General features: G+C 69.9%; 19 protein-coding genes and 1 pseudogene. 10 read left to right on the top strand and 10 right to left on the bottom strand.

Annotation, left to right across the window (positions count from 1 at the left end):
* Positions 1 to 9: 9 nt before the first annotated feature.
* Entirely contained in the window at positions 10 to 684 is a 675-nt protein-coding gene (locus ACWDSJ_RS09855) for a VanZ family protein (RefSeq protein WP_450030699.1), read from the bottom strand.
* A 205-nt stretch (positions 685 to 889) separates the two neighbouring features.
* On the opposite strand from ACWDSJ_RS09855, the gene cqsA reads away from it, so the two are divergent.
* Positions 890 to 2,131: an alpha-hydroxyketone-type quorum-sensing autoinducer synthase gene (cqsA, locus tag ACWDSJ_RS09850; RefSeq protein WP_450030698.1), complete on the top strand. Its 1,242-nt coding sequence runs from the start codon at positions 890 to 892 to the stop codon at positions 2,129 to 2,131.
* A pseudogene (locus ACWDSJ_RS09845) lies at positions 2,128 to 2,928 on the top strand (glutamate ABC transporter substrate-binding protein); the annotation flags it as partial. The gene cqsA and the pseudogene ACWDSJ_RS09845, both read left to right, overlap by 4 nt.
* Positions 2,929 to 3,352: 424 nt before the next feature.
* Here the strand turns inward: ACWDSJ_RS09845 and ACWDSJ_RS09840 are convergent.
* A complete protein-coding gene (locus tag ACWDSJ_RS09840) occupies positions 3,353 to 4,441 on the bottom strand; it encodes a 4Fe-4S binding protein (RefSeq protein ID WP_450030696.1) in 1,089 nt (362 codons plus the stop codon).
* Positions 4,442 to 4,650: 209 nt separating this feature from the next.
* Between ACWDSJ_RS09840 and ACWDSJ_RS09835 the strand changes: the two genes are divergently transcribed.
* Both ACWDSJ_RS09835 and ACWDSJ_RS09830 read left to right on the top strand, forming a co-directional pair.
* Complete coding sequence (locus ACWDSJ_RS09835; RefSeq protein WP_450030694.1) at positions 4,651 to 5,880, top strand: lipase family protein; 1,230 nt, start codon at positions 4,651 to 4,653, stop codon at positions 5,878 to 5,880.
* A 145-nt stretch (positions 5,881 to 6,025) separates the two neighbouring features.
* Positions 6,026 to 6,325 (top strand): hypothetical protein, encoded by a 300-nt coding sequence (locus tag ACWDSJ_RS09830; RefSeq protein ID WP_450030692.1) that lies wholly within the window; start codon positions 6,026 to 6,028, stop codon positions 6,323 to 6,325.
* Here the strand turns inward: ACWDSJ_RS09830 and ACWDSJ_RS09825 are convergent, their stop codons facing one another.
* Positions 6,326 to 6,979, bottom strand: coding sequence for a TetR/AcrR family transcriptional regulator (locus ACWDSJ_RS09825; protein ID WP_450030690.1), 654 nt, complete (start codon positions 6,977 to 6,979; stop codon positions 6,326 to 6,328).
* A gap of 57 nt (positions 6,980 to 7,036) precedes the next feature.
* Between ACWDSJ_RS09825 and ACWDSJ_RS09820 the strand changes: the two genes are divergently transcribed.
* Together ACWDSJ_RS09820 and ACWDSJ_RS09815 are read left to right on the top strand one after the other, a co-directional pair.
* On the top strand, positions 7,037 to 8,035 hold the full coding sequence (locus tag ACWDSJ_RS09820; protein WP_450030689.1) for a 4,5-dihydroxyphthalate decarboxylase: 999 nt from the start codon (positions 7,037 to 7,039) through the stop codon (positions 8,033 to 8,035).
* A 70-nt stretch (positions 8,036 to 8,105) separates the two neighbouring features.
* Positions 8,106 to 9,605: an alpha/beta hydrolase gene (locus ACWDSJ_RS09815; RefSeq protein ID WP_450030687.1), complete on the top strand. Its 1,500-nt coding sequence runs from the start codon at positions 8,106 to 8,108 to the stop codon at positions 9,603 to 9,605.
* 122 nt (positions 9,606 to 9,727) lie between these two features.
* Here ACWDSJ_RS09815 and ACWDSJ_RS09810 read toward each other — a convergent pair whose 3' ends face one another.
* From ACWDSJ_RS09810 to ACWDSJ_RS09785, 6 genes are all read right to left on the bottom strand, one after another.
* Positions 9,728 to 11,371 (bottom strand): flavin-containing monooxygenase, encoded by a 1,644-nt coding sequence (locus tag ACWDSJ_RS09810; RefSeq protein WP_450030685.1) that lies wholly within the window; start codon positions 11,369 to 11,371, stop codon positions 9,728 to 9,730.
* A 99-nt stretch (positions 11,372 to 11,470) separates the two neighbouring features.
* The gene (locus tag ACWDSJ_RS09805; protein ID WP_450030683.1) at positions 11,471 to 12,703 is read right to left on the bottom strand and encodes a cytochrome P450; all 1,233 of its coding nucleotides are present in this window, start codon (positions 12,701 to 12,703) and stop codon (positions 11,471 to 11,473) included.
* Between the two features lie 160 nt (positions 12,704 to 12,863).
* A complete protein-coding gene (locus ACWDSJ_RS09800; protein WP_450030681.1) occupies positions 12,864 to 13,712 on the bottom strand; it encodes an SDR family oxidoreductase in 849 nt (282 codons plus the stop codon).
* Positions 13,709 to 15,169 carry a phytoene desaturase family protein gene (locus ACWDSJ_RS09795; RefSeq protein ID WP_450030679.1) on the bottom strand — a complete coding sequence of 487 codons (1,461 nt, stop codon included), beginning with the start codon at positions 15,167 to 15,169 and terminating at the stop codon, positions 13,709 to 13,711. The genes ACWDSJ_RS09800 and ACWDSJ_RS09795 overlap by 4 nt, the downstream gene beginning before the upstream one ends.
* On the bottom strand, positions 15,166 to 16,944 hold the full coding sequence (locus tag ACWDSJ_RS09790) for a DUF3556 domain-containing protein (protein WP_450030678.1): 1,779 nt from the start codon (positions 16,942 to 16,944) through the stop codon (positions 15,166 to 15,168). The genes ACWDSJ_RS09795 and ACWDSJ_RS09790 overlap by 4 nt, the downstream gene beginning before the upstream one ends.
* Positions 16,945 to 17,032: 88 nt before the next feature.
* A complete protein-coding gene (locus ACWDSJ_RS09785; protein ID WP_450030677.1) occupies positions 17,033 to 18,472 on the bottom strand; it encodes a class I adenylate-forming enzyme family protein in 1,440 nt (479 codons plus the stop codon).
* A 203-nt stretch (positions 18,473 to 18,675) separates the two neighbouring features.
* On the opposite strand from ACWDSJ_RS09785, the gene ACWDSJ_RS09780 reads away from it, so the two are divergent.
* Positions 18,676 to 19,905 carry a PucR family transcriptional regulator gene (locus tag ACWDSJ_RS09780; protein WP_450030675.1) on the top strand — a complete coding sequence of 410 codons (1,230 nt, stop codon included), beginning with the start codon at positions 18,676 to 18,678 and terminating at the stop codon, positions 19,903 to 19,905.
* 31 nt (positions 19,906 to 19,936) lie between these two features.
* Here the strand turns inward: ACWDSJ_RS09780 and ACWDSJ_RS09775 are convergent, their stop codons facing one another.
* The gene (locus ACWDSJ_RS09775; protein ID WP_450030673.1) at positions 19,937 to 20,776 is read right to left on the bottom strand and encodes a LysR family transcriptional regulator; all 840 of its coding nucleotides are present in this window, start codon (positions 20,774 to 20,776) and stop codon (positions 19,937 to 19,939) included.
* Positions 20,777 to 20,880: 104 nt separating this feature from the next.
* Here ACWDSJ_RS09775 and ACWDSJ_RS09770 point away from each other — a divergent pair, with 104 nt between their 5' ends.
* The 3 genes from ACWDSJ_RS09770 to ACWDSJ_RS09760 all read left to right on the top strand — a co-directional run bounded on the left by ACWDSJ_RS09770 (position 20,881) and on the right by ACWDSJ_RS09760 (position 23,585).
* Positions 20,881 to 21,606: an SDR family NAD(P)-dependent oxidoreductase gene (locus tag ACWDSJ_RS09770; protein ID WP_450030671.1), complete on the top strand. Its 726-nt coding sequence runs from the start codon at positions 20,881 to 20,883 to the stop codon at positions 21,604 to 21,606.
* Between the two features lie 29 nt (positions 21,607 to 21,635).
* The gene (locus tag ACWDSJ_RS09765; protein ID WP_450030669.1) at positions 21,636 to 22,565 is read left to right on the top strand and encodes a LysR family transcriptional regulator; all 930 of its coding nucleotides are present in this window, start codon (positions 21,636 to 21,638) and stop codon (positions 22,563 to 22,565) included.
* Between the two features lie 90 nt (positions 22,566 to 22,655).
* Positions 22,656 to 23,585: a VOC family protein gene (locus ACWDSJ_RS09760; protein ID WP_450030667.1), complete on the top strand. Its 930-nt coding sequence runs from the start codon at positions 22,656 to 22,658 to the stop codon at positions 23,583 to 23,585.
* Position 23,586: the final 1 nt, after the last annotated feature.

Genomic DNA, 23,586 nt, shown 5'->3' with positions numbered 1-23,586 from the left:
GTCGAAAGCCTAGGCAGCGCGGCGAATCGGCGCCCACCAGCCGCGCGAGGCCAGGGCGGCGAACCCGGCTCCGGCGGTGTTGAGCAGCACGTCGTCCACCGAGGACACCCGATCGAGTTGCAGGACGTACTGGGCGGTCTCGACCAGCACCGAGCAGCCCGCCGCGAGCGCCAGGATCCGCGGCACCGAGGCCAGCGCGGGGAACCGCACCGGGGCGAAGAAGCCGAGCGCCGCGAACACCAGCAGGTTGCCGACGATCTGAATCGTCGCCGTCACCTCACCGCTGCCCAGGATCGCGGCCAGATCCCGCAGCGGCACCAGGCTCACCCGGCCGGGCCCGGTGCCCGGATGCTCGCCGGGCTGCATGATCAGCCAGACCCAGGGCACCGTCCCGTAGACCATGCCGACCTCGGCCAGCGCGATCCGCCACGTCCGGCGGCGGGCCAGAACCCACACCGCCAGCCCGGCCAGCGGCGCCGCGGCGATCGTGAGGAGCGCGACGCCGTTGCCGGTGCAGAGCCAGACGTGCCAGTCGGCGACGCCGCCGCGCCGGGGCCGCAACGGCATGAGCAGTGGTCGTCGCACGATGTAGAGGGCGGTTGCCGCGCCGAGCAGCGCCAGACCGACGAGGACGGCGCGGCGGAGCCGGGAGGGCGGCGCGGGCAGGGCTGCGTAATGGTCCATGCCGCAAGTCAATACGACCGGCGGTTGCCGGGGTATATCGGAATTCGCATACACTCCCGATACGTGTTGCCATGATATTGCCCAAGATCACAATCCAGAATAATCCCTGTCTCTTCAGCGGGTTCTCACCGGCTTCGACTACCGCTGATGATCTACTCGCAGCCGCGTATGCCATCTGTTAGCTGAAGATCGGAGAGGGGATCAGATGTCGCTGGCGGTGCCCGGAGTCGCCGATCGTGTTCGCCGGCGTGTGCGCGAGTTCCACACCGAGCGGATCGCCGGTGCGTGGGGTGGCCGCCACCTGCTGCACGGCCGTACCCCGGCGCCGGGTGACGTCCTGGTCAACAGCAACGACTATCTGGCGCTGGCCCGGGATCCGCGCATCGTGGAGGCGATGTGCGCGGCGCTGTCCGGGTCGGGCGCGGGATGGCTGGCCTCGGGGGTGTTCCAGCACGGGGATCATCCGCAGCTCGCGCTCGAGCGGGCGCTCGCCGACCATATGGGCGCGGCGGCCGGGGTGCTGTGCCAGTCGGGGTGGAGCGCCAATGTCGGTGTGTTGCAGTCGATCACGGACGCGCGGACGCCCGTCTACATCGATCACATCGCGCACATGTCGTTGTGGCACGGCGCGAGGGTCGCCGGGGCGCCGATCCATCCGTTCCGGCACAACGCCGTCGCGCATCTGCGGGAGCGGATCGCCGCGCACGGTCCGGGCGTCATCGCGGTCGATTCGATCTACAGCACCAACGGCAGTCGCTGCCCGCTGCGCGAGATGTGCGCGCTGGCCGAGGAGACCGGCAGCCTGCTGCTGGTCGACGAGTCGCACGCGCTCGGCGTCGACGGGCCGGCCGGCGCGGGCACGGTGGCGGCGCTCGGGCTCGTCGAGCGGGTGCCGTTCCGGGTCGCGAGCCTGTCCAAGGCGTTCGCCGGGCGCGCCGGATTCGTCGCCGTGCGCGATCCCGAGTTCGTCGACTACTTCAAGATGGAGTCCGAGCCCGCGGTGTTCTCCTCGGCGCTGCTGCCGCACGACATCGCCGGTCTGGCAACGGCTTCGGCGGTCGTGCGCGTGGAGGAGGGGCGGCGGCGCCGGTTGCGCGAGGTGTCGGCGCGGGTGCGGGCGGCCATGGCCGGTCTCGGTTTCGATCTCGAGGATTCCGCCAGTCAGATCGTCGCGCTCCAGACCGGCCCGGACCGGCGGGCGCTGGCGATCCGGGACTTCCTCGAGCAGCGGGGCGTGTTCGGGTCGATGTTCTGCCCGCCCGCCACCTCCGCGAACCGCACCCTCGTCCGCTTCTCGCTGCACGCCGCGCTCACCGACGCCGAGGTCGACCGGATCATCGACGCGTGCGCCGAGGTGTGTTCCTACTTCGGGGCGACACCCTCGGCGTGGCTGGAAACCGTAAGCACCGCAACCGATTCGCAAACGACGGGAGATACGATCCGATGAAACGCACGATCGTCGCGAGCACCCTGGCGGCCAGCCTCCTCCTCGCTGTCGCCTGTTCGAAACATGAAGATGCACAACCAGATTCGTCCTCCCAACCGCGACTCACCATCGGCGTCAAATACGATCAGCCCGGCCTGTCGACGCGCGGGCCGGACGGGACGCCGGTCGGATTCGACGTGGACACCGCCACCTACATCGCGGGCAAGCTCGGCGTGTCCCCCGACCGGATCACCTGGAAGGAGGCGCCGTCGGCGCAGCGCGAGACCCTGTTGCGCGACGGGACGGTCGATTTCGTCGTCGCGTCCTACTCGATCACCGCGCCGCGGCTCGAGCAGGTGTCCTTCGCGGGGCCGTACCTGGTGGCCGGGCAGGACCTGTTGGTGCGCGCCGACGAGACCCGCATCGACCGGCCCGAGGCGCTCGACGGCCGCACGGTCTGCACGGCCGAGGGGTCGACCTCCGCGGCCAAGATCAAAAAGGACTTCGCCGGTCAGGCGAATCTCGTTACCCGCGAGACGTATTCGGCCTGCGTGGACGATCTGCTGAGCGGCGCCGCCGACGCGGTCACCACCGATGACGTCATCCTCGCCGGATACGCGGCCCAGCATCCGGACCGGCTGCGCGTGCTCGGCCACCCCTTCACCCGCGAACGCTACGGCGTCGGGGTGAAGAAGGGCGACACCCGGTTGCAGGGCCGGATCACCGCCGCCATCCGGACCATGATCGCCGACGGCTCCTGGGACCGCGCGGTCGAGAAGAACATCGCCCCGTCGGGCTTCCGGCCGCAGCCCGCGCCGGTGGTGTTCAACGCCCCCGACACCGAGGCCGTCGCGAGTGACCCCGCCACGCTGGACCCGGAGCTGGTCGCCACCGTCAACCGCCTGGCCGAGACGTCGAACAATCAGCAGTGGGACGAGTTCAACGCGCTGACGTGCCCGGACGCCGCCCGGCCATCAACGCGCTGGTCACCCAGTACACCCCGCAGTACGACGAGCGCCTGGCCCCCGAGGTGCGCGACGCCGGATTCACCAACACCATCACCGGCATCACCCAAACCGGCCCGGACACAGCCACTTTCCTCGCCCACGAGTCGTTCACCAACGTGCCCGACAAGTACCGCCAGTACTTCAAGGACATCGACTACACCGGCACGATGCAGCGCCGCGACGGCGTGTGGCGGCTGTGCGATCTCGCCGCGGACTTCGTGGAGTCCTGACCGTCCTATCGCGGTGTGCGGCGCGGGCGGGGCCCGATCTGGTCGAGCAGGTCGTTGACCTCGTCGGGGAATCCGTTGGTGACCGGTTGGGCGGTCTTGTGCGGGAAGCGGCGGGTGACGTGCTCCTCGGCGGCCGAGCCCGACAGGACGTAGACCGGTTCGGACTTGTTCTGCAACGGGCGCACCACCTCGTCGAGATGCTCGCGGCGGTTGTCGAGGTAGGCGCCGATCACGTCCTCGCCCGCCGGGCACACCGCCATGCAGTACCCGGCCTTGTAGTTCGGTTTGAACGACAGGCTCTGCCACATCGAGAACGATTCGCCCGTGCTCACCCGCTCGCGGTAGTCGGCGCGATCGGCGCTGTCGGCGACGGTTTCGGCCCAGTCGGTGAAGCCGCCCATGAACTCCCGGTAGTTGTGGGTGTAGCACGCCTGGAAGTCGAATCCGCCGTCGTCGGCGATCGCGCCGACCGGGCACGCCGACACGCACAGCTTGCATTCCAGACACGGATTGAAATCCAGTGCGGCACTGGGCTCGTCGACCTCCGCGTCGGTGACCACGGTGCCGAGCAGGATGAAGTTGCCGAATTTCGGGTGGATCACATTGCGGTGGATGCCCATCACGCCCAGCCCGGCGGCCTCGGCCACCACCTTGTGCGCGATCACCCAGATGCGATCGGGGAAGCGGTCGACCTCCATCGGGTAGCCCGGCGCGGGGTACACCGCGCGGTATCCGGCGTCCTGCAATGCCCGGGTGATGCGGCGGGATACCTCGTTGGTCTCGTCGTCGGCGTGATTGAACTCGGTGTTGGCGAGGCTGCGCATCGGGCTGCGCAGATTGTCGCGATTCATCCGCACGCAGAACGAGACGAAAGTCCGTGCGGCGGGCAGGATTCCGCGCGCGTGCTCGAGTTCCGCGGCGACCCGCGGATCGTCCACGGGCACGAATCCGACATCGTCGGCGCCCGCGTCCAGACAGATCTCCCGCAGCCGGGCGGCGGTCACCGGCGCCGGGCGCGACCGCTCCCGCTCGGCCATCCGCCGCACGGTCGGATGGTCGGCCAGCCGCCGCGATGTGGTGGGTTCGGATTCCATGATCGGGGCCCTCCTCGCATTTCCCCGAGACCGACACGGCCTCACCGATACAGACTCCGCGGCGGCCCGGAATTCATCGCTTCGGGACGCGCCGATCGACGTGCACCGGACCCGGGGCACGGACGTGTCAGGCTGTGCGAGGCGCTCGACGCGCGGAAATCGGAAGCCGTCGCACGATGGGCGGCCGGGCATCTCGAGGAGTGATCGACGTGAAGACGCTCGTGCGGATGGGAACGGCGGCCGTCGTGGCGACGCTGGCGCTGGCCCCGGCCGCCGCGAACCCGCTCGACGAGACGCTCGATCCCCCGCACGAACTCGCCTCGGTGCTGCCGACGCCGCTGCCCGACCCGTTCTACGTGCCGCCTCCGGGATTCGAGATGCGTTCGCCCGGAACGGTTCTCGCATCCCGCGCCGTGGAGCTGCCCTCGCCCGTGCCGGTGCGTTCGATCGAACTGCTGATCCGCTCCACCGACGCCCGGGACGAGGCGGTTCCGGTGGTCGCCACGCTGATGGTGCCGGAGCACCCGTGGCGCGACGACGGGCCCCGGCCGCTGGTGTCCTACAACATTCCGGTCGACTCGCTCGGCAACACGTGCAGCCCGTCGCAACAGTTGCGCAACGGGGTCAACGCCGATCAGCTGTCGATCGGGGTGCTGCTGACGCGCGGCTACGCGGTGATCGTGCCCGACCATCAGGGTCCGCGCCAGGCGTACGCGGCCGGGCGCATGGGCGGGCACGCCGTGCTCGACTCCGTACGCGCCGCCGTGCATTCGGGCATCGCCGCGCTGCGGCCGGATTCGCCGATCGTCCTGAGCGGCTATTCCGGCGGCGCCATCGCCACCGGCTGGGCGGCGCAACTCGCCCCGGCCTACGCGCCGGAGCTGACGCTGACCGGCGCCCTGCTCGGCGGGGTGCCCGCCGACTACGCCGCGTTGCGGCCCAGCATGGACGGGAAGTTCGGGGCGGCGGGCATCTTCCTCGCCGCCGCGCTCGGCCTGGCCCGCCAGTACCCCGAACTGCTGACCCTGCTCGACGACAACGGCTGGCGGGTGGCGCACGCGTTCCGGGACCTGTGCGTGCTCGGCGTGGCGGCGCTGGGCATCCTGGCCTCGCTCCGGGTCGAGGACCTCACCACCGTCCCCGACCCCACGGCCCTGCCGCTGGTGCGAAAAATCCTGGCGGACAACCGGCTCGGCGAAACCGCGCCCGCCGCACCGATATTCGTCTATCACGGCGTCGACGAGGTGTACGTCCCCTACGCCCAGGCCCGCGCCCTGTACACCGACTGGTGCGGGCACGGGGCGAACGTCGCGCTGCGACCCCTGCCGGGCGAGCACATCGCCGTCGGCGCGCTGGCCATTCCCGCGTCCGCCGAATGGATCGACGCCATGTTCGCCGGAACCCTCGTGCCGCCGGGCTGTTCGATCGCCGATCATTGACGCGGCGGGATGCGTCAAGCGCGGTGAATCGGCGCTGCCCCGCGGCCGCCGGACGTGTCACAATCAGGGAGTTTCACAGGTGACGCCGCGGGTGCGGCCGGGTTTTCCGGGAACGGTGATCGATCGAAAAGGGCGAGGTCGCGTCGTGGAACCATCGCAGCCGGAGCGGCTTTTCCACGGGGTGGGCAAGGATGTGCTGCCGGTCCCGGTCGAATTCGCCTATCACGCCGATCGTTTGGTGCGACACCTGTTCGAGGCCGGGCTCGATCTGCACCGGCTGAAGGTCGAGCTGACCCACGACGGCGACGGCAACCCCGTCCCGCCGGCGGCGAGCGCGCGGCTCAGCGCGGTGCTGGACGGGCTGGACCGGGTGATCTACGACGCCGCCCTCACCATGCTCGCCCTCGTGCACGGCCCCGAGGACCGGGACGAGGACGACCGCTGATCAGTGCCGGTCCCGCACGCCGAGCAGCACCCGGATGTCCTGCTCGAAGCCCTCGATGTCGTCGAGGCCGAAGGCGGCGTGTTGCAGGACGAAGCCGTGCAGCAGCGCCATCACCACGCGGGCGCCGCGGTCCGGATCCAGTTCGGCCGGAACGGTTTTCGCGCGTTGTCCGGCGCGGAGGGCGGCGGCGACGCGGTCGCGGACGTGGTCGAAGCCCGCGAGGGCGTGCTGTCGCAGCCCGTCGTGGCGCAGCAGTTCGCCCCACGCCTGGACCGCGCAGCGGAGCAGTTCGCGGTCGCCGCGGACGGGTTCGATGGCGGCCGAGACCAATTCGGCCATGGTGACGTCGGCGGTGTCGGCGAGGCGCTCGACGGGGTCGAACATCGTGCGGAAGGCCTCGCCCGCGATCTCGACGATGATCTCCTCCTTCCCGGCGAAGTACCGGTAGGGGGCACCCACCGAGAGGCCCGCCTCGGCGGCGATATCGGGCATGGAGGTCCGGTGGAAGCCGTCGCGGGCGAAGCAGCGGCGGGCCGCGGCGACGATCTGCGCGCGGTTCGCCTCCCGATGTTCGGGGGTGATGCGGGGCACCGGCACCGTCCTCTCGAAAAATGAATACTCGTTCGCCTTGACCAGGATAGCCCGTCTCGGCATGCTGAAAAGTGAAAGGTCGTTCACGGTTACGGCCGCCGCGGAGAGAGGACCACCGTCATGTCCGATACCGAGCTGAGCCTGGGCGTCTACCGCTACGAGCACACCGAGCCGTTGTTCGACGGGCGGATCGCCGTCGCGGGAGCCGATGTCGCTCTGCACACCTCGCCGCTGATCTCCGACGTGTTCGAGCGCATGGCGAAGGGGGAACTGGATGTCGCCGAGTTCGGGCTGACGTACTTCCTGCGCACGTTCGATCTGCCCGAGTCGCCGTTCCTGGCGCTGCCGATCTTCCCGAACCGCAACTTCCGGCATTCGGCGCTGTTCGTGAACGTGGACAGCGGAATCGAGCGGCCGGAGGATCTCGCGGGCAGGACCGTCGGCGAATTCGCCTTGTGGGGCAGCGATCCGGGCGTGTGGATGAAGGGCGTGCTGGCCGAGGAGTACGGGGTCACGCCGGAGGAGATGCGCTGGGTGATCGGCGGGACCGACCATCCCATCCCGGAGTTCGACTGGATCCCGCGCCCGGTGCCGGAGGGGGTCGAGGTCCGCCACACCGAGGGAGCGCAGACCCTGGCCGCGATGCTGGAGGCGGGTGAGATCGACGCGCTGTTGTCGGTCGACGTGCCCGCTTCCCTGCTCGACGGGTCGACGCGGAAGATCCGCCGGTTGTTCGTCGATTACGAGTCGGTCGAGCGGGACTACTTCCGCCGCACCGGGATTCACCCGATGATGCACGTCGTCGCCATCCGGCGGGAGCTGGCCGCGCGGCCGGGTCTGGCGCGCTCGATCTACCGCGCGTTCGACGAGGCGAAAACCCTTGTGCAGCAACACTATCGGGACGACGCCCGCAAACAGCACATGTCGGTCGTCACCCCGTGGTTCAGCGCGTTGTTCGCGGAGAACCGCGCGCTGCTCGGCGAGGACTGGTGGCCCTACGGCCTCGCGGCCAACCGCCGGGCGGTCGAGACGTTCCTGCGGTACCACCACGAGCAGGGATTGTCGGCGCGCCGCCTGACCTGCGCGGAGGTGTTCGTGCCGGAACTGCTCGACACCTGACGCGACCCGCGGCCGTTCCGCCCAGGCGGCTACCGTAACAGCGGTGTCGGGCGAGAGGCGAAGTGGGTTGGTGGCGAGGGTGATTCGGGGTGTGGTCGGCGTGCTCGCCGCGGTGACCCTGCTGGATGTGCCGGGGGCGGGGATCGGGGCGCGGATCCACGCACCGGATTGGTACTACCACCAGCGGTTGTCGTGGGTGGCCTGTCGCAGTGCGGAACTCGACGCGACGGGGACGCGGTGCGCGAGCGTGCGGGTGCCGCTGGATTACGCGCGCCCGTTCGGGCGCACCCTCACGGTGGCCGTCTCGCGGGTTCCGGCGACCGATCCGGGCCGTCGCCGCGGCGTGCTGATGTCCAATCCCGGCGGTCCCGGTGCGGCCGGGCTGGATTCGGTGGGCCTGCTCGGGGACGTGCTCAGCGCGGAGGTGCGGGCGCGGTACGACTTGATCGGCATGGATCCGCGCGGGGTGGGCCGCTCCGAGGGCGGGCGGCGCTGCGGGTGGCCCGTGGGCGAGATGATCCATTCCACCGGAACGGATCTGGCGGGGTTCCTGCGCGAGACCGGGCAGGCGGCCGCGATGGCCATGGGCTGTGTCAGCGGGGATCCCGATGCCGCGCGGCAGCTCACGACGCGCAACGCCGCGCGCGATATGGATGTGGTCCGCGCGGCGCTGGGCGAGCCGTCGATCAGCTACTTCGGCGTCTCCTACGGCACCTACCTCGGCGCGGTGTACACGCAGCTGTTCCCGGAGCGCGGCGATCGCATGGTGTTCGACAGCGCCGTCGACCCGGACCGGTATTGGACGGGGCTGGTTCAGGATTGGGGCCCGGCCGACGAAGCGGCGCTCGACGACTGGGCGGGATGGGCCGCCGCGCACGACGCCGAGTACCGGCTCGGCGACACCGCACCGCGGGTGCGCGCGACCGTCGAGAACCTGATGGCGACCGCGGCCCGGACGCCGATCGTGCTCGACGGTTTCCGCCTCGACGACCACTGGCTGCCGTTCGTATTGCACAACTCGCTCAACAACTTTCGCAACGACGAGGCGCTGGCCGCCACCGTGCGCGAGATCGCCGACGCCGCGGGCGGCCCGCCCACCACGACCCGCACCCCGCGCCTGACGGCGGTGCTGTCCGCGCTGCGCGAGGAGGAGAATTCGGAGCTGGCGTTCGTCGCGTGCGGCGACACCGCCGCCCCGACCGACCCGGCCTGGTACTGGGACGCCATCGAAACCGCCCGCCCCACCCAGCCCGTCTTCGGCCCAATGGCCGCCGCGATCCAACCCTGCGCGTTCTGGCCCCGCCCGGCCGAACCCCCCACCTCGGTCCGCAACAGTGTCCCGGCGCTGATCCTGCAAGCCACGGGTGACCCGCGCACCCCCTACCGCCACGGGGTCCGGCTGCACGAGGACCTCCCGGCCTCCCGACTGGTCACCTTGCGAAATGTCCGCATACACATGACATTTCGCCCCGATCTGAGCACGTGCGTGAACGATGCGGTGAACCGTTACTACGTCACCGGGGAGCTTCCGCCCACGGACCTGATGTGCGAGGCTGACCACTTCGAGTAGTGCACTACGCATGCCATCCCCCGCCCGAATCCGGAGACTTCCACCTGAAAGCAATTCGGCAGGGTCTCGACGGAGGGGCGGCGCGGCGGGCGCGGAGGGGACGCTCGCCGCGCCGGTCCGGGTCAGCGGGTCAGGGTGAAGCCCGCGTAGTGGTCGGCGGCGACCTGGTCGCACTTCGCGCGGTAGGCGCCGACGCCGCCGATGTAGGCGTACATCACCCGGGGCTTGCCGGGGACGTTCGATCCGACGTACCAGGAGTCGACCTTCGGGTAGAGGGTCATATCGCCGACCTCGCCGACGTGCCGGGTCCATTCCTGTTCCGCGTCGGGTTCGGCCTCGATGGTGGTGACGCCCTCGGCCCGCAGCGTGGCGATGGCGTCGGCGATCCAGTCGACGTGCTGTTCGATCGACACCATCATGTTCGACAGGACCGCGGGGCTGCCGGGGCCGGTGATGGTGAACAGGTTCGGGAAGCCCGCGACGGCGAGGCCGAGGTAGGTGACGGGTCCGGCGGCCCACTTCTCCCGCAGGGACACGCCGTCGCGGCCGCGGATGTCGATCGCGGTCAGCGCGCCGGTCATCGCGTCGAATCCGGTGGCGTAGATGATGTCGTCGAACTCGAAGGTCTCCGCCGTCGTGGTGAGTCCGGTCTCGGTGATCGCGGTGATCGGGGTGGCGCGCACGTCCACGAGCCGGACGTTGGGGCGGTTGAACGTCTCGTAGTAGCCGGTGCCCAGGACCGGGCGCTTGACCCCGAACAGTCCCTCGGGCTGGAGTAACCGGGCGACGGCCGGATCCGTCACGATCTCGGCGATGCGCTCGCGAATGAATTGCGCGGCGGTCTCGTTGGCGGCCTCGTCGGCGAGCAGGTCGGTGAAGCCGACCAGCATGCTGACCAATTCGCTCTCCTCGTCCTCCCACACCTTGCGGTAGAAGGCGTTTCGCTCCTCCTCGCTCACCTCGAGCGCGCCCCGGGTGGCCTCGGGTTGCCAGATGCCGAAGGCCGATTCCCGATTCGCCTTGCGCACCTCGCGATAGCGCGCCTTGATGCCGCGCTGGTAGTCGGGATCGATCGGGTGATTGCCCGCGGGCAGTACGTAATTCGCGGTCCGCTGGAAGACGGTGAGCGTCTCGGCCGCCTCGGCGACGAGCGGAATGACCTGCACCCCGGTGGAACCGGTGCCGATGACCGCGACCCGGCGGCCGGTGAAGTCGACCTCCGCCGCGGGCCATTCGATGGTGTGGAAGCTCCGGCCCCGGAACGTCTCGATGCCCGGGACCTCCACCAGCTTCGGCGCCGACAGGCAGCCGGTCGCCATGATCGCGTACCGCGCCGCGACGACCTCGCCCCGATCGGTCGTGATCCGCCATCGCGCGGCGGCCTCGTCGTAAGTCGCGGCGGTGACGCGGGTTTCGAGCCGCACGTCCTTACGCAGATCGAACCGGTCCGCGACGTGGTTGATGTAGCGGAGCAATTCCGGTTGCGGGGGCAGTTTCTCGGTCCACTCCCACTCCTGTTCGAGGTCCGGGTCGAAGGAGTAGTTGTAGTACACGCTCTTCACGTCGACGCGCGCGCCCGGATAGCGGTTGCGGTACCACGTTCCGCCGATTCCGTCGCTCGCCTCGTACACCCGCACCGAGAGTCCGAGGCCGCGCAGTCTGTGGAGCATGTGGAGACCGGCGAATCCGGCTCCGACGACGACCGCGTCGATCTCGCGAACTTCCGGCGTGGTCGAGATTGCGGAGTGCTCCGAGGTCATTGTCATCGTGGGACCTGTCTTTCGAGGAGTCGCAAAGGGTGCCCAACGAGTGTGCGGCCGCATGCCGTTGTCGCGCAACGAGTTCCGCGCACGCGGCCGCCTCGTTCAGGCCAGCCGCATCGGCGGGCACGGTGGGAACAGCACCGGCAGCGTCGCGAGGGCGCGGTGGAACTGTCCGGGCCGCCATTCCAGTTGCGGCGCGGGGCCTTCCGGATGGATGTCGGGCAGGGCGTCGAGCAGCAGATCGATCGCCTGGGAGGCGATGGTCAGGCCGAGGGACTGCGCCGGACAGGCGTGCGGTCCGGCGCCCCACGCCAGATGCGACCGGTTGCCCCGGCGGTCGCCGCCCACCGCGGGATCGTTGTTGCACGCGGCGAGGCTGATGACCACGGGTTGATCCGCGGGCAGCCACATCTCGCCGACGAGTTGCGGCTGCCGGGGGTAACTCACCGACCAGTTCGCCAGCGGCGGATCCTCGAACAGCACGGCGTCGATGGCGTCCCGGGTGGCCATGGCGCCGCTGAGGACCTCGCCGCCGTACTGCTCGTCGGTCATCATCTTCAGCAGCGCGTTGAGGATGAGGTTGCAGGTCGGCTCGGTGCCCATCGAGAACAGCAGCGCCGCCTGGTTCACCATCTCCATGAGATCGAGCCCGTCGGGGTGCCGCAGCAGCGCCGAGGTCAGATCGTCACCGGGCTGGGCCTGCTTCTGCTGGACCACCCCGACGAGGGCGTTGACGAACCGTTGCTGCCCCTCCTCGGCGCCCACCCCCTCCAGCATCGCGGCCATGCCCTCGTACGCCTCGGCCGCGGCCTGCTCGGGGAAGCCCATCATCTCGCTGAGGACCCGGAAGGTCAGCGGGTAGGCGTAGTCCATCCGCAGATCGGCCGTGCCGCGTTCGCAGAAGGCGTTGATCAGCGACTCGGCGGCCCGCGCGACCGTGACGTGCACCCGGTGCAGATCGACGGTCTCCAGCGCGGCCATGATGGTCCGCCGATACCGCTCGTGTTCGGCCCCCGCGGTCCGCATCGCGTTCTGGCGATACCCCAGCATCGGCGCCAGCGGACAGCCCGGCCCGACATTCTTCTCCCAGCGGCGGGAATCGGCCGGAAAATGGGTCTCGTCGTTGAGGATCTGCACGGCCACCTGATACCCGATCACGAGCGTCGCGGGCACCTCCGCGGCGAGTTCGACCGGCACCAGCGGTCCGTGCCGCCGCATCTCCGCGTACACCCGGTGCGGATCGGCGGCGAACGACGGATCGTCCAGCCGGACACGGGAATCCGCGGCCACCGGAATCCCGAACGGAATGGCCGGTCCGTTCCACTCCCCGCTCACCGCGGATCTCCCCCGTTCGGTATCGCGTGGTCTCCCCTGCTGGCTGCTACGGGACGGGCTGGCGTTCGTAGTGTGCGCACGGGCGGGGACCTTACCGGAAAGTGTTGCGGTCCAACACTTTAACGAAACCCAGCGCGGTAGCTTGTTACCCGGGTATTACTCAGGCGTCCAGGAACAGGTCGAGTTGGAGGTCTCCGTCGGGCGCGACTCGGTAGGGGTCGAAGTCGGTGGTGCCGACGGTTGTCAGGACCTGCTCGTCGAGGAAGAAGTTGCCGGTGGTCTCGGCGGCCGGGGAGGTGAGGATGGCGTAGGCGGCGTCGGCGCAGATCTCGGGAGTGCGGGAGCGGGTGAGGGTTTCGTGGCCGCCGAGGACGTTCTCGACGGCGGCGCTGGCGATGGTGGTGCGGGGCCAGAGGGAGTTGACGGCGATGCCGTCGGGGCGTAGTTCGTGGGCGAGGCCCAGGGTGGTCAGGGACATGCCGTATTTGGCGATGGTGTAGCCGAGATGCGCTCCGGCCCAGCGCGGGTTCAGGTTGATCGGGGGTGAGAGGGTGAGGATGTGCGGATTGCGGTGCGCGGCGGCGGATTTCCGCAGGGCGGGCAGGCAGGTTCGGGCGAGCAGGTAGGCGCCGCGGCAGTTGATGTCCTGCATCAGGTCGTACTTCTTCATGGTGAGTTCGGCGGTCGGGGACAGGTCGATCGCCGACGCGTTGTTGACCACGATGTCGATACCGCCGAAGCGGTCCACCGTCTGCCGTACCGCCGCCTCGACCTGGTCGTCGAAACGGATATCGCCGACGAAGCTCAGCACCCGGCCCCCGGCGCGCTCCAGCTCGGCCGCGGCGGTGTGGATGGTGCCGGGCAACTTCGGGTGCGGCACGGCGGTTTTCGCGATCAGCGTGATGTTCGCGCCGTCGGCGGCGGCGCGCCGGGCGATGGCCAGGCCGATGCCCCGGCTGCCGCCGGACATGATCATGGTTCGACCGGCGAGCGGCTTGGTCTCGGTCACGGAATTCTCCTGGTCGTCGTGGTGGTGTCGCGGCGCGCGAGCGGTCCGCCCAGGCGGCGCAGCGCCCGTTGCGCGGCATTGACCCCGCACATGCCGTGCGCGCCCGGGCCGGGCGGGGTGGCGGCCGAGCACAGATAGTGGCCGGGGACGCCGATGTCGTAGGGCCACAAGGTTTTTCGAGGGCCGAACAACAGTTGGGGAAGGTCCTTCGCGCCGGTCATGATGTTGCCGCCGACGAAATTGGGGTTGTCGGCGGCGAATTCGGCGGGCGAGCGACACGACAGGCCGATCACCCGCTCCCGGAAGCCCGGCGCGAACCGCTCGATCTGCGCGATCACCGCCTCGGTCGCATCGCCGGAATAGCCGTGGGGCACATGGGCATAGGCCCACACCGGGTGCACCGAGCCCACCGAACGCCCCGGGTCGGCCAGATACTGCTGACCCACCAGCACGAACGGCCGTCGGGGCAGTCGGCCCGCGTGGATCTCTCGTTCCCCGGCCGCGATCTCGGCGAACGAGCCGCCCAGGTGCACGGTGCCCGCGCGGCGGGCCGCCGGATTCGTCCACGGGACGCCGTCCGCCACCGCGAAGTCGACCTTGAACGCGCCCGGTCCGTAGCGAAAACGCCGGTAGGCGGCGGCGATTCGGGGCGGTAGCCGGTCGCCGAGGATCTCCGCGAGCGCGGTCGGCGCCACATCCCACAGGGTGAGGTCCGCGGGCGGCAGCTCCGCCGCCGAGCGCACCCGCACCCCGGTCTCGATCGTGCCGCCGTGATCGACGAGCGCCGCCGCCAGGGCATCGGCGATCCGCTGCGAACCGCCGACCGCGACCGCCCAGCCGTACCGGTGTCCGGCGGTCAGGATGCCCAGCCCGATACTCGCGCTGAACGGCCGGTCCAGCGGATGGAACGCGTGCGCGGCGACACCGCCGAACAAGGCTCGCCCCCGCTCGGTGCGGAAGGCGCGCGCCAGCGCGGTGGCGGGCGCGGCCGCGGGAAGCCCGAAGCGCGCCAAGCGGATCGGATGCCGCGGAAGCCGCGCCAGGGGCCGCATGATGTCGGCGCTCAGTGCGTCGTAGCCGAGCACCGGCCCCTCGAACAGCCGACGCCACCACCGTTCGTCCTCGCCCAGGCCGACGGCGGTGTCGATGACCGAGCGACGCAGCACCCCGGCGCCGCCGTCGTCGAGCGGGTGGACGCAGTCGAATTCGGGCCGGGCCCAGTGCAATCCGTAGCGTTCCAGGTCGACCTGGCGGAACAGCGGCGACCCGACGGCCATCGGGTGGATGGCCGAGCAGTGGTCGTGCAGCAGTCCGGGGACGATCGCCTCGTAGGAGCGGGTGCCGCCGCCGATCGTGGCGGCGCCCTCGAGCACCGTCACGTCGAGCCCGGCGCGGGCCAGGGTGAGGGCGGCGGCGAGTCCGTTGGGGCCGCTGCCGACCACGGTCGCCGTCGTCATCGGCTCGTCGCGGGCACGTCGTCGCGGCGCCAGGTGACCGTGTGCGGGATGGGTCCGTCGGGCAGCCAGGGCAGGGCGTCGACCGCGTCGGCGACCGCCCACGTGCCGCGTTCGATCACCCCGAGCGCCGCGTCGATCACCTGGTAGCGCTGGACGTTTCGGTGGATCGGCTGGGATTCCACCCACACCACGATCCACTCCCCCGGCGCGAATCCCACCCGGGCCTGCACGGCGGCGATGAGATCGAGATTGTGCAGGTGGCCGTCACCGAAGTTGAAGCCGATCAACGAGTTGCAGGCGAACTCCGCCTCCCGCACGGTCCACGCGTCGAGATCAGGAATGTGCTTGTACAGCAACGAGAACAGCCCGCGGCCCTGACTGTGCATGGACCGCCAGGCGATGGTCTGCTGCATCGTGATCTCGGCGATCTCCGGGGGGTAGCCCATGGCCAGCAGTTGATCGATCTGGTTGAGCGAGGGCCGGTGCGCGATCGTGTTCAGCTTCGCCTCCGCGCCGGGGGCGAAGGCCCACAGCGCCGAGGCCCAGTTCCCCGCGTACTGACGCATCGAGGGCAGGAACGACACCAGATCGGGACGCAGATTCCCCAGCACCGGGAAGAAGGCGAGGGCGGCCACGATCGCCACGGTCAGCCACGGCGAGGACATGTCGAACACCCCGTACCCGCCCGAATTGGGAAAACCGAGGAACAGGAACACCGTCAGATAGGCGAACAGGATGTTCCATTCCAGCGGCACCGCCAGCGGGAACGTGGAGGTGATGAACAGGTGGAAGATCACCATGATCGTCACCCCGGCCAGGGTCAGCCAGCGGTCGGTCGAGAACAGCAGGACGACGGGGGTGATCACCTCGACGGTGGTGCCGCCGACGTGGGCCATGAACGCGGCCAGGCCCGAGGGCCGGATATCGCGGGGGAAGTCGCGGTAGTGCGCGCGTTTGATCGATCGGAACGGCATGGTCGGGCTGTTGGAGATCATCGGCGGCACCACATTGGTGAAATGCTTACCGAATTTGGAGATGCCCGCCCCGAGCCACACCAGCACGATCAGCAGCTTGGCCGCGATGATCATATCGGTGAACGGCAGCACCGCGAAGAAGACCAGCGCCGGTAGATACTGTTCGCCGCGCGCGGCCAGGAAGATCGTCTTGTCGCGCAGCCCGCACAGCACGTACAGCGCGATCGGGGCGACCAGCAGGGCGGGTCGCACCAGCCCGGAGGTGTTGTGCGGCAAGGCTTCCAGCAGCGACGCGGTGGTGCGACCGGGCGCGAGCAGCGCCACCGCCAGCGCGGCCAGGAAGCCGACGTAGAGGAGCACGTCGACGGGTGTGCGGGTGTCGCCGTCGGTCATCGGCACCCGGCGCCAGGGCCGCAGCCGGATGGTGCCCGGGCGCGCGAAATACCGTGCGCCGCCGGTCATGGGCTTGAACTTGCCCGCCAACGGACCCCACGAACCGGCGACGCCGACCGCCTCGAGCAGCACCGTCCACAGCACCAGCTTCTGGTAGACGATCGGCTGATTCCACCACTGGTCGATGTGCCAGAACGCTCCCGCGCCCGAGGTGGCGGTGGCGACCACCACGCCGCCGATCATGTAGAGCACCAGCACCTTCAGCAGATAGATGGTGTGGATCATCTTCGGTGTGCCGAAACCGTATTCGGCCCAGTGCAGTGCCAGCGTCCGGACGCGTTCGCGCAGCGGTAGATCCAGAAACGTCTCCGTGTCCACCGGCGGGAAGTCTCCCGTCTTGAATCCCATGACTCGATCCCTTTCTTGGTGTCTCCGGGCGCGCGCGATCGCGACCGAAAGTCGTCTTTCGTTCGAATGGTGTGCGGGACAGCGCTTTTCAGCCCTGGACGGCCAGCGCCCGCAGTCGTTTCTTGTCGATCTTGCCGACCGGATTGCGCGGCAGCTCCGCGGTGCGCACGATCGCGGCGGGCACCTTGAACGGCGCGAGCACCGCGCGGCAGTGCCGGATCAGCTCGTCCTCGGTCACCACGGCCTCCGGCGCGATCACCACATGGGCCACGGGCACCTCGCCCAGCACCGGATCGGGCACCCCGACCACCGCGGCCTCGTGGACCGCCGGGTGCCGGTAGAGGGCGTTCTCGATCTCCTTGGGGTAGAGGTTCTCGCCGCCGCGGATGATCATGTCCTTGATCCGGTCCACGAGGATCAGATAGCCGTCCTCGTCGAACCGGCCGACGTCGCCGGTGTGCAGCCAGCCGTCCACGATGGTTCGCGCGGTCGCCTCCGGGTTGCCGAGGTAGCCGCGCATGACATTCGGGCCGCGGACCACGACCTCACCGGATTCGCCCGCGCCCAACAGGTTTCCGTCCGGATCCATGATCGCGACGGTCTGGCCGGGCAGCGGCGGACCGACGGTGCCCGGCTTGCGCGGTCCCGCCACGGGGTTGAGCGTGGACGCGCAGGTGCCCTCCGAGAGGCCGTAACCCTCCACGATCGGCACGCCGAAGCGGTCCTCGAACCGCCGGATGAGTTCGGCGGGCATCGGGGCCGCGCCGCAGATCACCCGGCGCAGCGAGGACAGGTCCGGTCGGCGCGTCTCGGGCTGGGCCACCAGCATGGCGTAGATGGCGGGCACCGCGGAGAAGTAGGTCGGGCGGATCCGCTCGACGGCGGCGAGGAACGTGGTCGCGGAGAACTTCGCCGCGATCGTGGTGCGCCCGCCCGCCAGCAGCGGCGAAAGGACGCTCACCACAATGCCGTTCACGTGGAACAGCGGCAGCACCAGCAGGCTGTGGTCGGTCTCGTCCAGGCCGAGCGCCTCGATGATCATGGCGCACATGGCGGTGAGGTTGGCGTGCTCGAGCACCACGCCCTTCGGGCGGCCCGTGGTGCCGCTGGTGTAGATGATCAGCGCCGGACCGTCGGCGGGGGCAGCGGCGACCGGTTCGGTCGGCCGCGCGAGGTCCGCGACGTCGAGGGTCACCCCGGTCTCGCCCGGCTCGCCCACCACCACGGTCGCCCCGGAATCGGCGATCTGGTAACCGATTTCGTCGCCGACGAGGCCGGGGTTCACCGGGGTGACGGCCGCGCCGAGCCGCCAGGCGGCGAACAGCGCGACCACCAGCTCCACCCGATTGGGCAGCACGACGGCGACGACATCCCCGGGCCGCACCCCGGCCCGATGCAGGGCCGCGGCGGCGAGCCGCACCCGCACCCGGAACTCCGCGGCGGTCAGGGCGGTCGCGTCGTCGGCGAGGATCGGTGCCCCCGGCGCGAAATCCGCTCTGGCGTCGGGCAATTCGGCGATGTGGCGCATGATTCCTCACCGGTTTCGACTGTGACATGGGTTACATATCAGAAGGTAGGCCGGTGGCCAGGCGTGGACTACGGGCTCGTGGCCCAGCGTTGTCCGGCCGCCTTGTGCCCTCGGCACAAGGCGCCACGACCACGGGTGGCTCCTTGTGTCTGACGGACAATGGGGCCACTGCCACGGCAGGGGCGGGGGTACTGTCAGCGGCCATGGCCCATGACAGCGATCTTCTCGTGCGCGAGGTGGCGGGTCGGATCAAGGCCGACCTGGAGCGGCTCACGCCCACCATGACGTCGATGTTCGTCGAGGTCATCCCCGAGTTCCGGCACGACGACGAGATTCGCAGGCTGATGGTGGCCAGCACCGAGTCCAACCTCGCGGCCATGCTGGACATGCTCACCCTGGCCATCGGCCTCGACGACCTCGCGGTGCCGCCGGCCGCCGCCGAGTACGCCCGCCGCTTCGCCCAACACGACCTGTCGCTGGAGGCGTTGTTGCGCGCCTACCGGCTCGGCGAGCACATGTTCGGGCAGTGGGTCCTGACCGCGCTGGGCGAGGTGAACCCGCCGACCGACATCGCCCTCGCCACCGCCGCCCGCGTCGCGGAAACGGTCAACGGATACATCGATCGGGTGATCGAGGGTCTGATCGACATCTACGCGAGCGAACGCCAGCGGTGGGACGCGCGCACCGAGGCGACCCGCGCGGCGCAAGTGCGGGCGGTGCTCGAGACCGAGGATCTGGATCTGGCCTCGGCCGAGCAGATGCTGTCGGCCTCGCTGCGGGGATGGCATCAGTTCGCCGTGTTGTGGGCCGCGCCCGGCACGCGCGATCCCGCCGCGCTACTCCGCACGGGGACCGCGCTGGTCGCCGCGGCGACCGGCAGGACGCCGATGACCGTCGAGGTCGACGACCACACCCGATGGGTGTGGATCGCCTCGGCGGGACGCCCGCCCTGGGACATCCCGCGCTTGGACCGGGAGCTGGCCGCGCACCCCAATCTTGCTGTGGCCGTGGGTGATCCGGCCCCCGGGCTGGAGGGCTTCCGGCGGACCTTCCGCGACGCCCAGGCCGCCCGATCCGTTGCGCTGGCCGCGCGCGGGGGCGGGGTGACGGTCTATTCGGACGTGGCGCTCGCCGCGTTGTTCGCCGACCATCTTCCCGAGGTGGAGGCGTGGGCCGGGCGCGTCCTGGGCGCGCTGATGGGCGGCGACGAATCCGTCGCCCGGCTGCGCGAGACCGTCCGGGCCTTCCTCGACACCCGGGGCAGCTACACCGATGCCGCCGCGCGCCTGCACGTGCACAAGAACACCGTGCACTACCGCGTGCGCAAAGTCGAAGAGCTGCTGGGACATTCGCTCATCGAACGGCGGCTCGACCTCGAGGTGGCGTTGCTGGCCTGCGCGCGGTTGGGACTGCCCAGATCCCGACGGGAATGACCGGCGCGACGGGCGCGCGGAGCGAACTCGATCAGAGCCGGGTCGCGGTGCGGACGAGGTCGGCGACGGCGTGGGATCTGCTGTGCGGCGGCCAGGCGATGACGGTGGTGACCGCGGGCGCGTCCGGCACCGGCACGACGGCGTGCTGGTCGCCCAGGTGGGTGCGGACGGACTCGGGCATGACCGCGCAGGTCCGCCCGAGCGCGATCAGCTGGGTCAGCTGGGTGTGATCGCGAACCTGCGGGCCGGGACCGTCCGGATAGCCGCCGTCGGGTAGCGGCCAGCGCGGCAGCGGCAGGTCGGTCAGCTCGGCGATCTCGGCCGAGGAGATGTGGGTCCGGGTCGCGAGGGGGTGGCCCGCGGGCAGGACCAGGACCTGCTGTTCGGTGTGCAGGTCCTCGCTGTCGAATCCGACCGTCGAGTCGAAGGGCCGGTGCAGCAGGGCGACGTCGGCGCGACCGTCGCGCAGGAGTCGTTCCTGTTCGCCGGGGCCGCACAGCGTCACCTCGACCGGGACGGCGCCCGGTTCGGCGGCGTAGGCGTCGAGCAGCTTCGACAGCAGTTCGCTGGACGCTCCGGCCTTCGTGGCCAGCACCACGCCGGGCCGATCGGCCGCGGCGCGCCGGGTGCGGCGCTCCGCGGCGTCGACCGCGTCGAGGGCGGCCCGCGCCTCGCGCAGCAACACCGCCCCCGCCTCGGTCAGGGCGATCCCGCGCGAATCACGGTGCAGCAACACCACTCCGAGCCGCCGCTCGAGTTGCTGGATGGCCCGCGACAGCGGTGGTTGCGCCATCGCGAGTCGCCGCGCCGCCCGGCCGAAGTGCAACTCCTCGGCGACGGCGACGAAGTAGCGCAACTCCCGCGTCTCCACCCTGCCATCGTATCCGGCCCTGACCGCGACCGATACCCGCCCGGTATCGCCGCGCACCCACTCGGTCTTGGACGCGCCGCCCGCGGCCGAACAGGATCGACGGTATGAGTACACAGACGATCGCGCTGGTGACCGGCGCCAACAAGGGAATCGGATACGAGATCGCCGCGGGCCTCGGCGCCCTCGGCTGGAAAGTCGGTGTGGGCGCGCGGGATTCGCGCCGCCGCGACACCGCGGTGGAGAAGCTGCGCGCGGCCGGAGTCGACGCGTTCGGCGTCCCGCTCGACGTCACCGACGACGCGAGCGTGGCCGCCGCGGCCGATCTGCTCGCCGACCACGTCGGTGGCCTCGACGTTCTGGTCAACAATGCCGCCATCACCGGCGGTATGCCGCAGGAGCCCACCGCGGTCGATCCCGCGACCGTGCGAGATGTCGTGGAGACCAATGTGATCGGCGTCCTGCGCGTCACCAACGCCATGCTGCCCCTGCTGCGCGCCTCGGCCGCACCGCGCATCGTGAACATGTCCAGCACCGTCGGCTCCCTCACCCGGCAGACCACCCCCGGCGCCGAGACCGGCCCCATCTCGGCCGCCTACTCGGCGTCGAAAACCTTCCTCAACGCCGTCACCATCCAGTACGCGAAGGAACTGCGCGACACCGACATCCTGATCAACTGCGGCTGCCCCGGCTTCACGGCCACCGATCTCAACGGCTTCCGCGGCCACCGCACCCCCGAACAGGGCGCGGCCATCGCGATCCGCCTCGCGACGCTCCCGGACGACGGTCCGACCGGCGGCTTCTTCGACGACGCGGGAACCGTGCCCTGGTGAACGGTGACCGGGTTTAGACTCCCGAGGCCATGCGACCTCGCGACGGCCACCGGGACCTGCTGCGCCTGGATCTGAACCTGCTGGTGGCCTTCGACGCGCTGATCACCGAGCGGAGCGTCACCCGCGCCGCGGAGCGGTTGTCGGTGGGGCAACCGGCGATGAGCGCGTCGCTGGCCAAGCTGCGCAAGTTCTTCGACGATCCGCTGCTCGTCCGTCAGGGGCGCGCGCTGGTGCCGACCACGGTCGCGGAGGATCTGATCGTGCCGATCCGGGAGGCGTTGGAGCGCGTCGAGTCGGTCATCGAATCGCGGCGGCGCTTCGATCCGCGGCACGACCGCCGCACCTTCACCATCATGGCCAGCGATTACATGTTGGTGTTGGTGTTGAGCCGGGTGCTCGACGAGTTGGCGGTGGAAGCGCCGAACGTGCAGATCAACATCGTGCCGCATGTGCCGGGTTACGAGGAGATGGTGTTGCGTTCGGAGATCGATCTGCTGATCCTGCCGCGCGAACTGATCCTCTCCTCCGCGCGTCTGCGCTCGGAGCCGTTGCTCACCGATCGGTTCGTCTGCGCGATCGACCGCGACCACCCCGACGTCACCGATCACATGACCGGCGAGCAGTTCCGGTCGCTGCCCTACGTCGCCTACCACGTCGGTCCGATCCCGTCGGCGCCCGAACGCCAGTTGACGGCCCGGGGTGTGCGCCGCGATGTCGAGGTGGCCACGCAGAGTTTCGTCGTGCTGCCGCTGATCCTGCGGGGCACCCGCTTCTTCGCCTTGGTGTTCCTGCGGCTGGTACGGCATTTCGCCGACAGTGCCGGAATCCGTTGGGTGGAGCCGCCTTTCGCGCTCGACCCGATCACCGAGGCCATGTTCTGGGCGCCGCGCGCGGATTCCGATCCCGCACATCGCTGGCTGCGGGACCGCATCGCCGCGGCCGCCGCGACACTGGCCTGACGGCCGGAGACCGACTATCACTCTCGGTGATGGCTGGCATCGAATTCCATCGCTAACAGGATAGTGGTCTGGCTCACTACCGTCCCTTCCATGACCACGCCACGATCTCCCATCACCCGGGTCCGCCATGTCGGTCTCGCGGTCCCCGACTTCCGTCGCACCGTCGACTTCTATCGCACCCTGTGGGGTCTGGAGGTGGTGGCCGAGGACGGTGACATCGCCTTCTTCGCCACCCCGGCCCATCCGGAGCAGTACATCCTGCGGGTGCGCGAGAGCTCCGACAAACGGCTGGATCTGATCGCGTTCGCGGTCGACACCGCCGCCGACGTCGACGCCCTCGCGCAGCGCCTGGCGAGCGCGGGGGTCCGGCTGGACCGGGAGCCGCGAGCGCTGGACACCCCGGGCGGCGGCTACGGGTTCCGGTTCTTCGACCCCGACGGCCGGCTGGTCGAGGTGTCGAGCGAGGTCGCCCCGCGCGCGGCCCGCGCGCTGGAACCGCGCGAGTCGATACCGCGCAAACTCAGTCACGTGGTGATCAATTCACCGAATGTGTTGGCCACCAAGGACTTCTACGAGCGGCATCTCGGTTTCCGGTTGTCGGACTGGCTCGAGGACGCGATGTGCTTCCTGCGGGTGCGTACCGACCACCACATCATCGCCATCGGGCGGGGGCCGCACGTCTCGCTCAATCACGTGTCGTTCGAGATGCGCGGCATCGACGAATTCATGCGCGGGACAGGACGACTCATCCGATCCGGCCACACACCGCTGTGGGGGCCGGGGCGGCACAGCGCGGGCGACAACACCTTCACCTATTTCACCGATCCCACCGGCAATGTCGTGGAGTACACCACCGAGTTGCAGCAGATCCCCGACGACGACGCGTGGGAACCGCATGTGTACACCACCGACCCCGAGCAGGCCGATCAGTGGGGTACGGCCGGATCCATGCGGGAGCGGATGGTGCCCGCGATGCTCAACGAGCCCGACCGGGGGCTGTGGACCCCGGCACCGGTGTGAG

This window comes from Nocardia sp. NPDC003482, from assembly GCF_053588115.1.
Note: the sequence above shows the minus strand (reverse complement) of the source record. Positions and strands in the feature narration are given on the sequence as shown.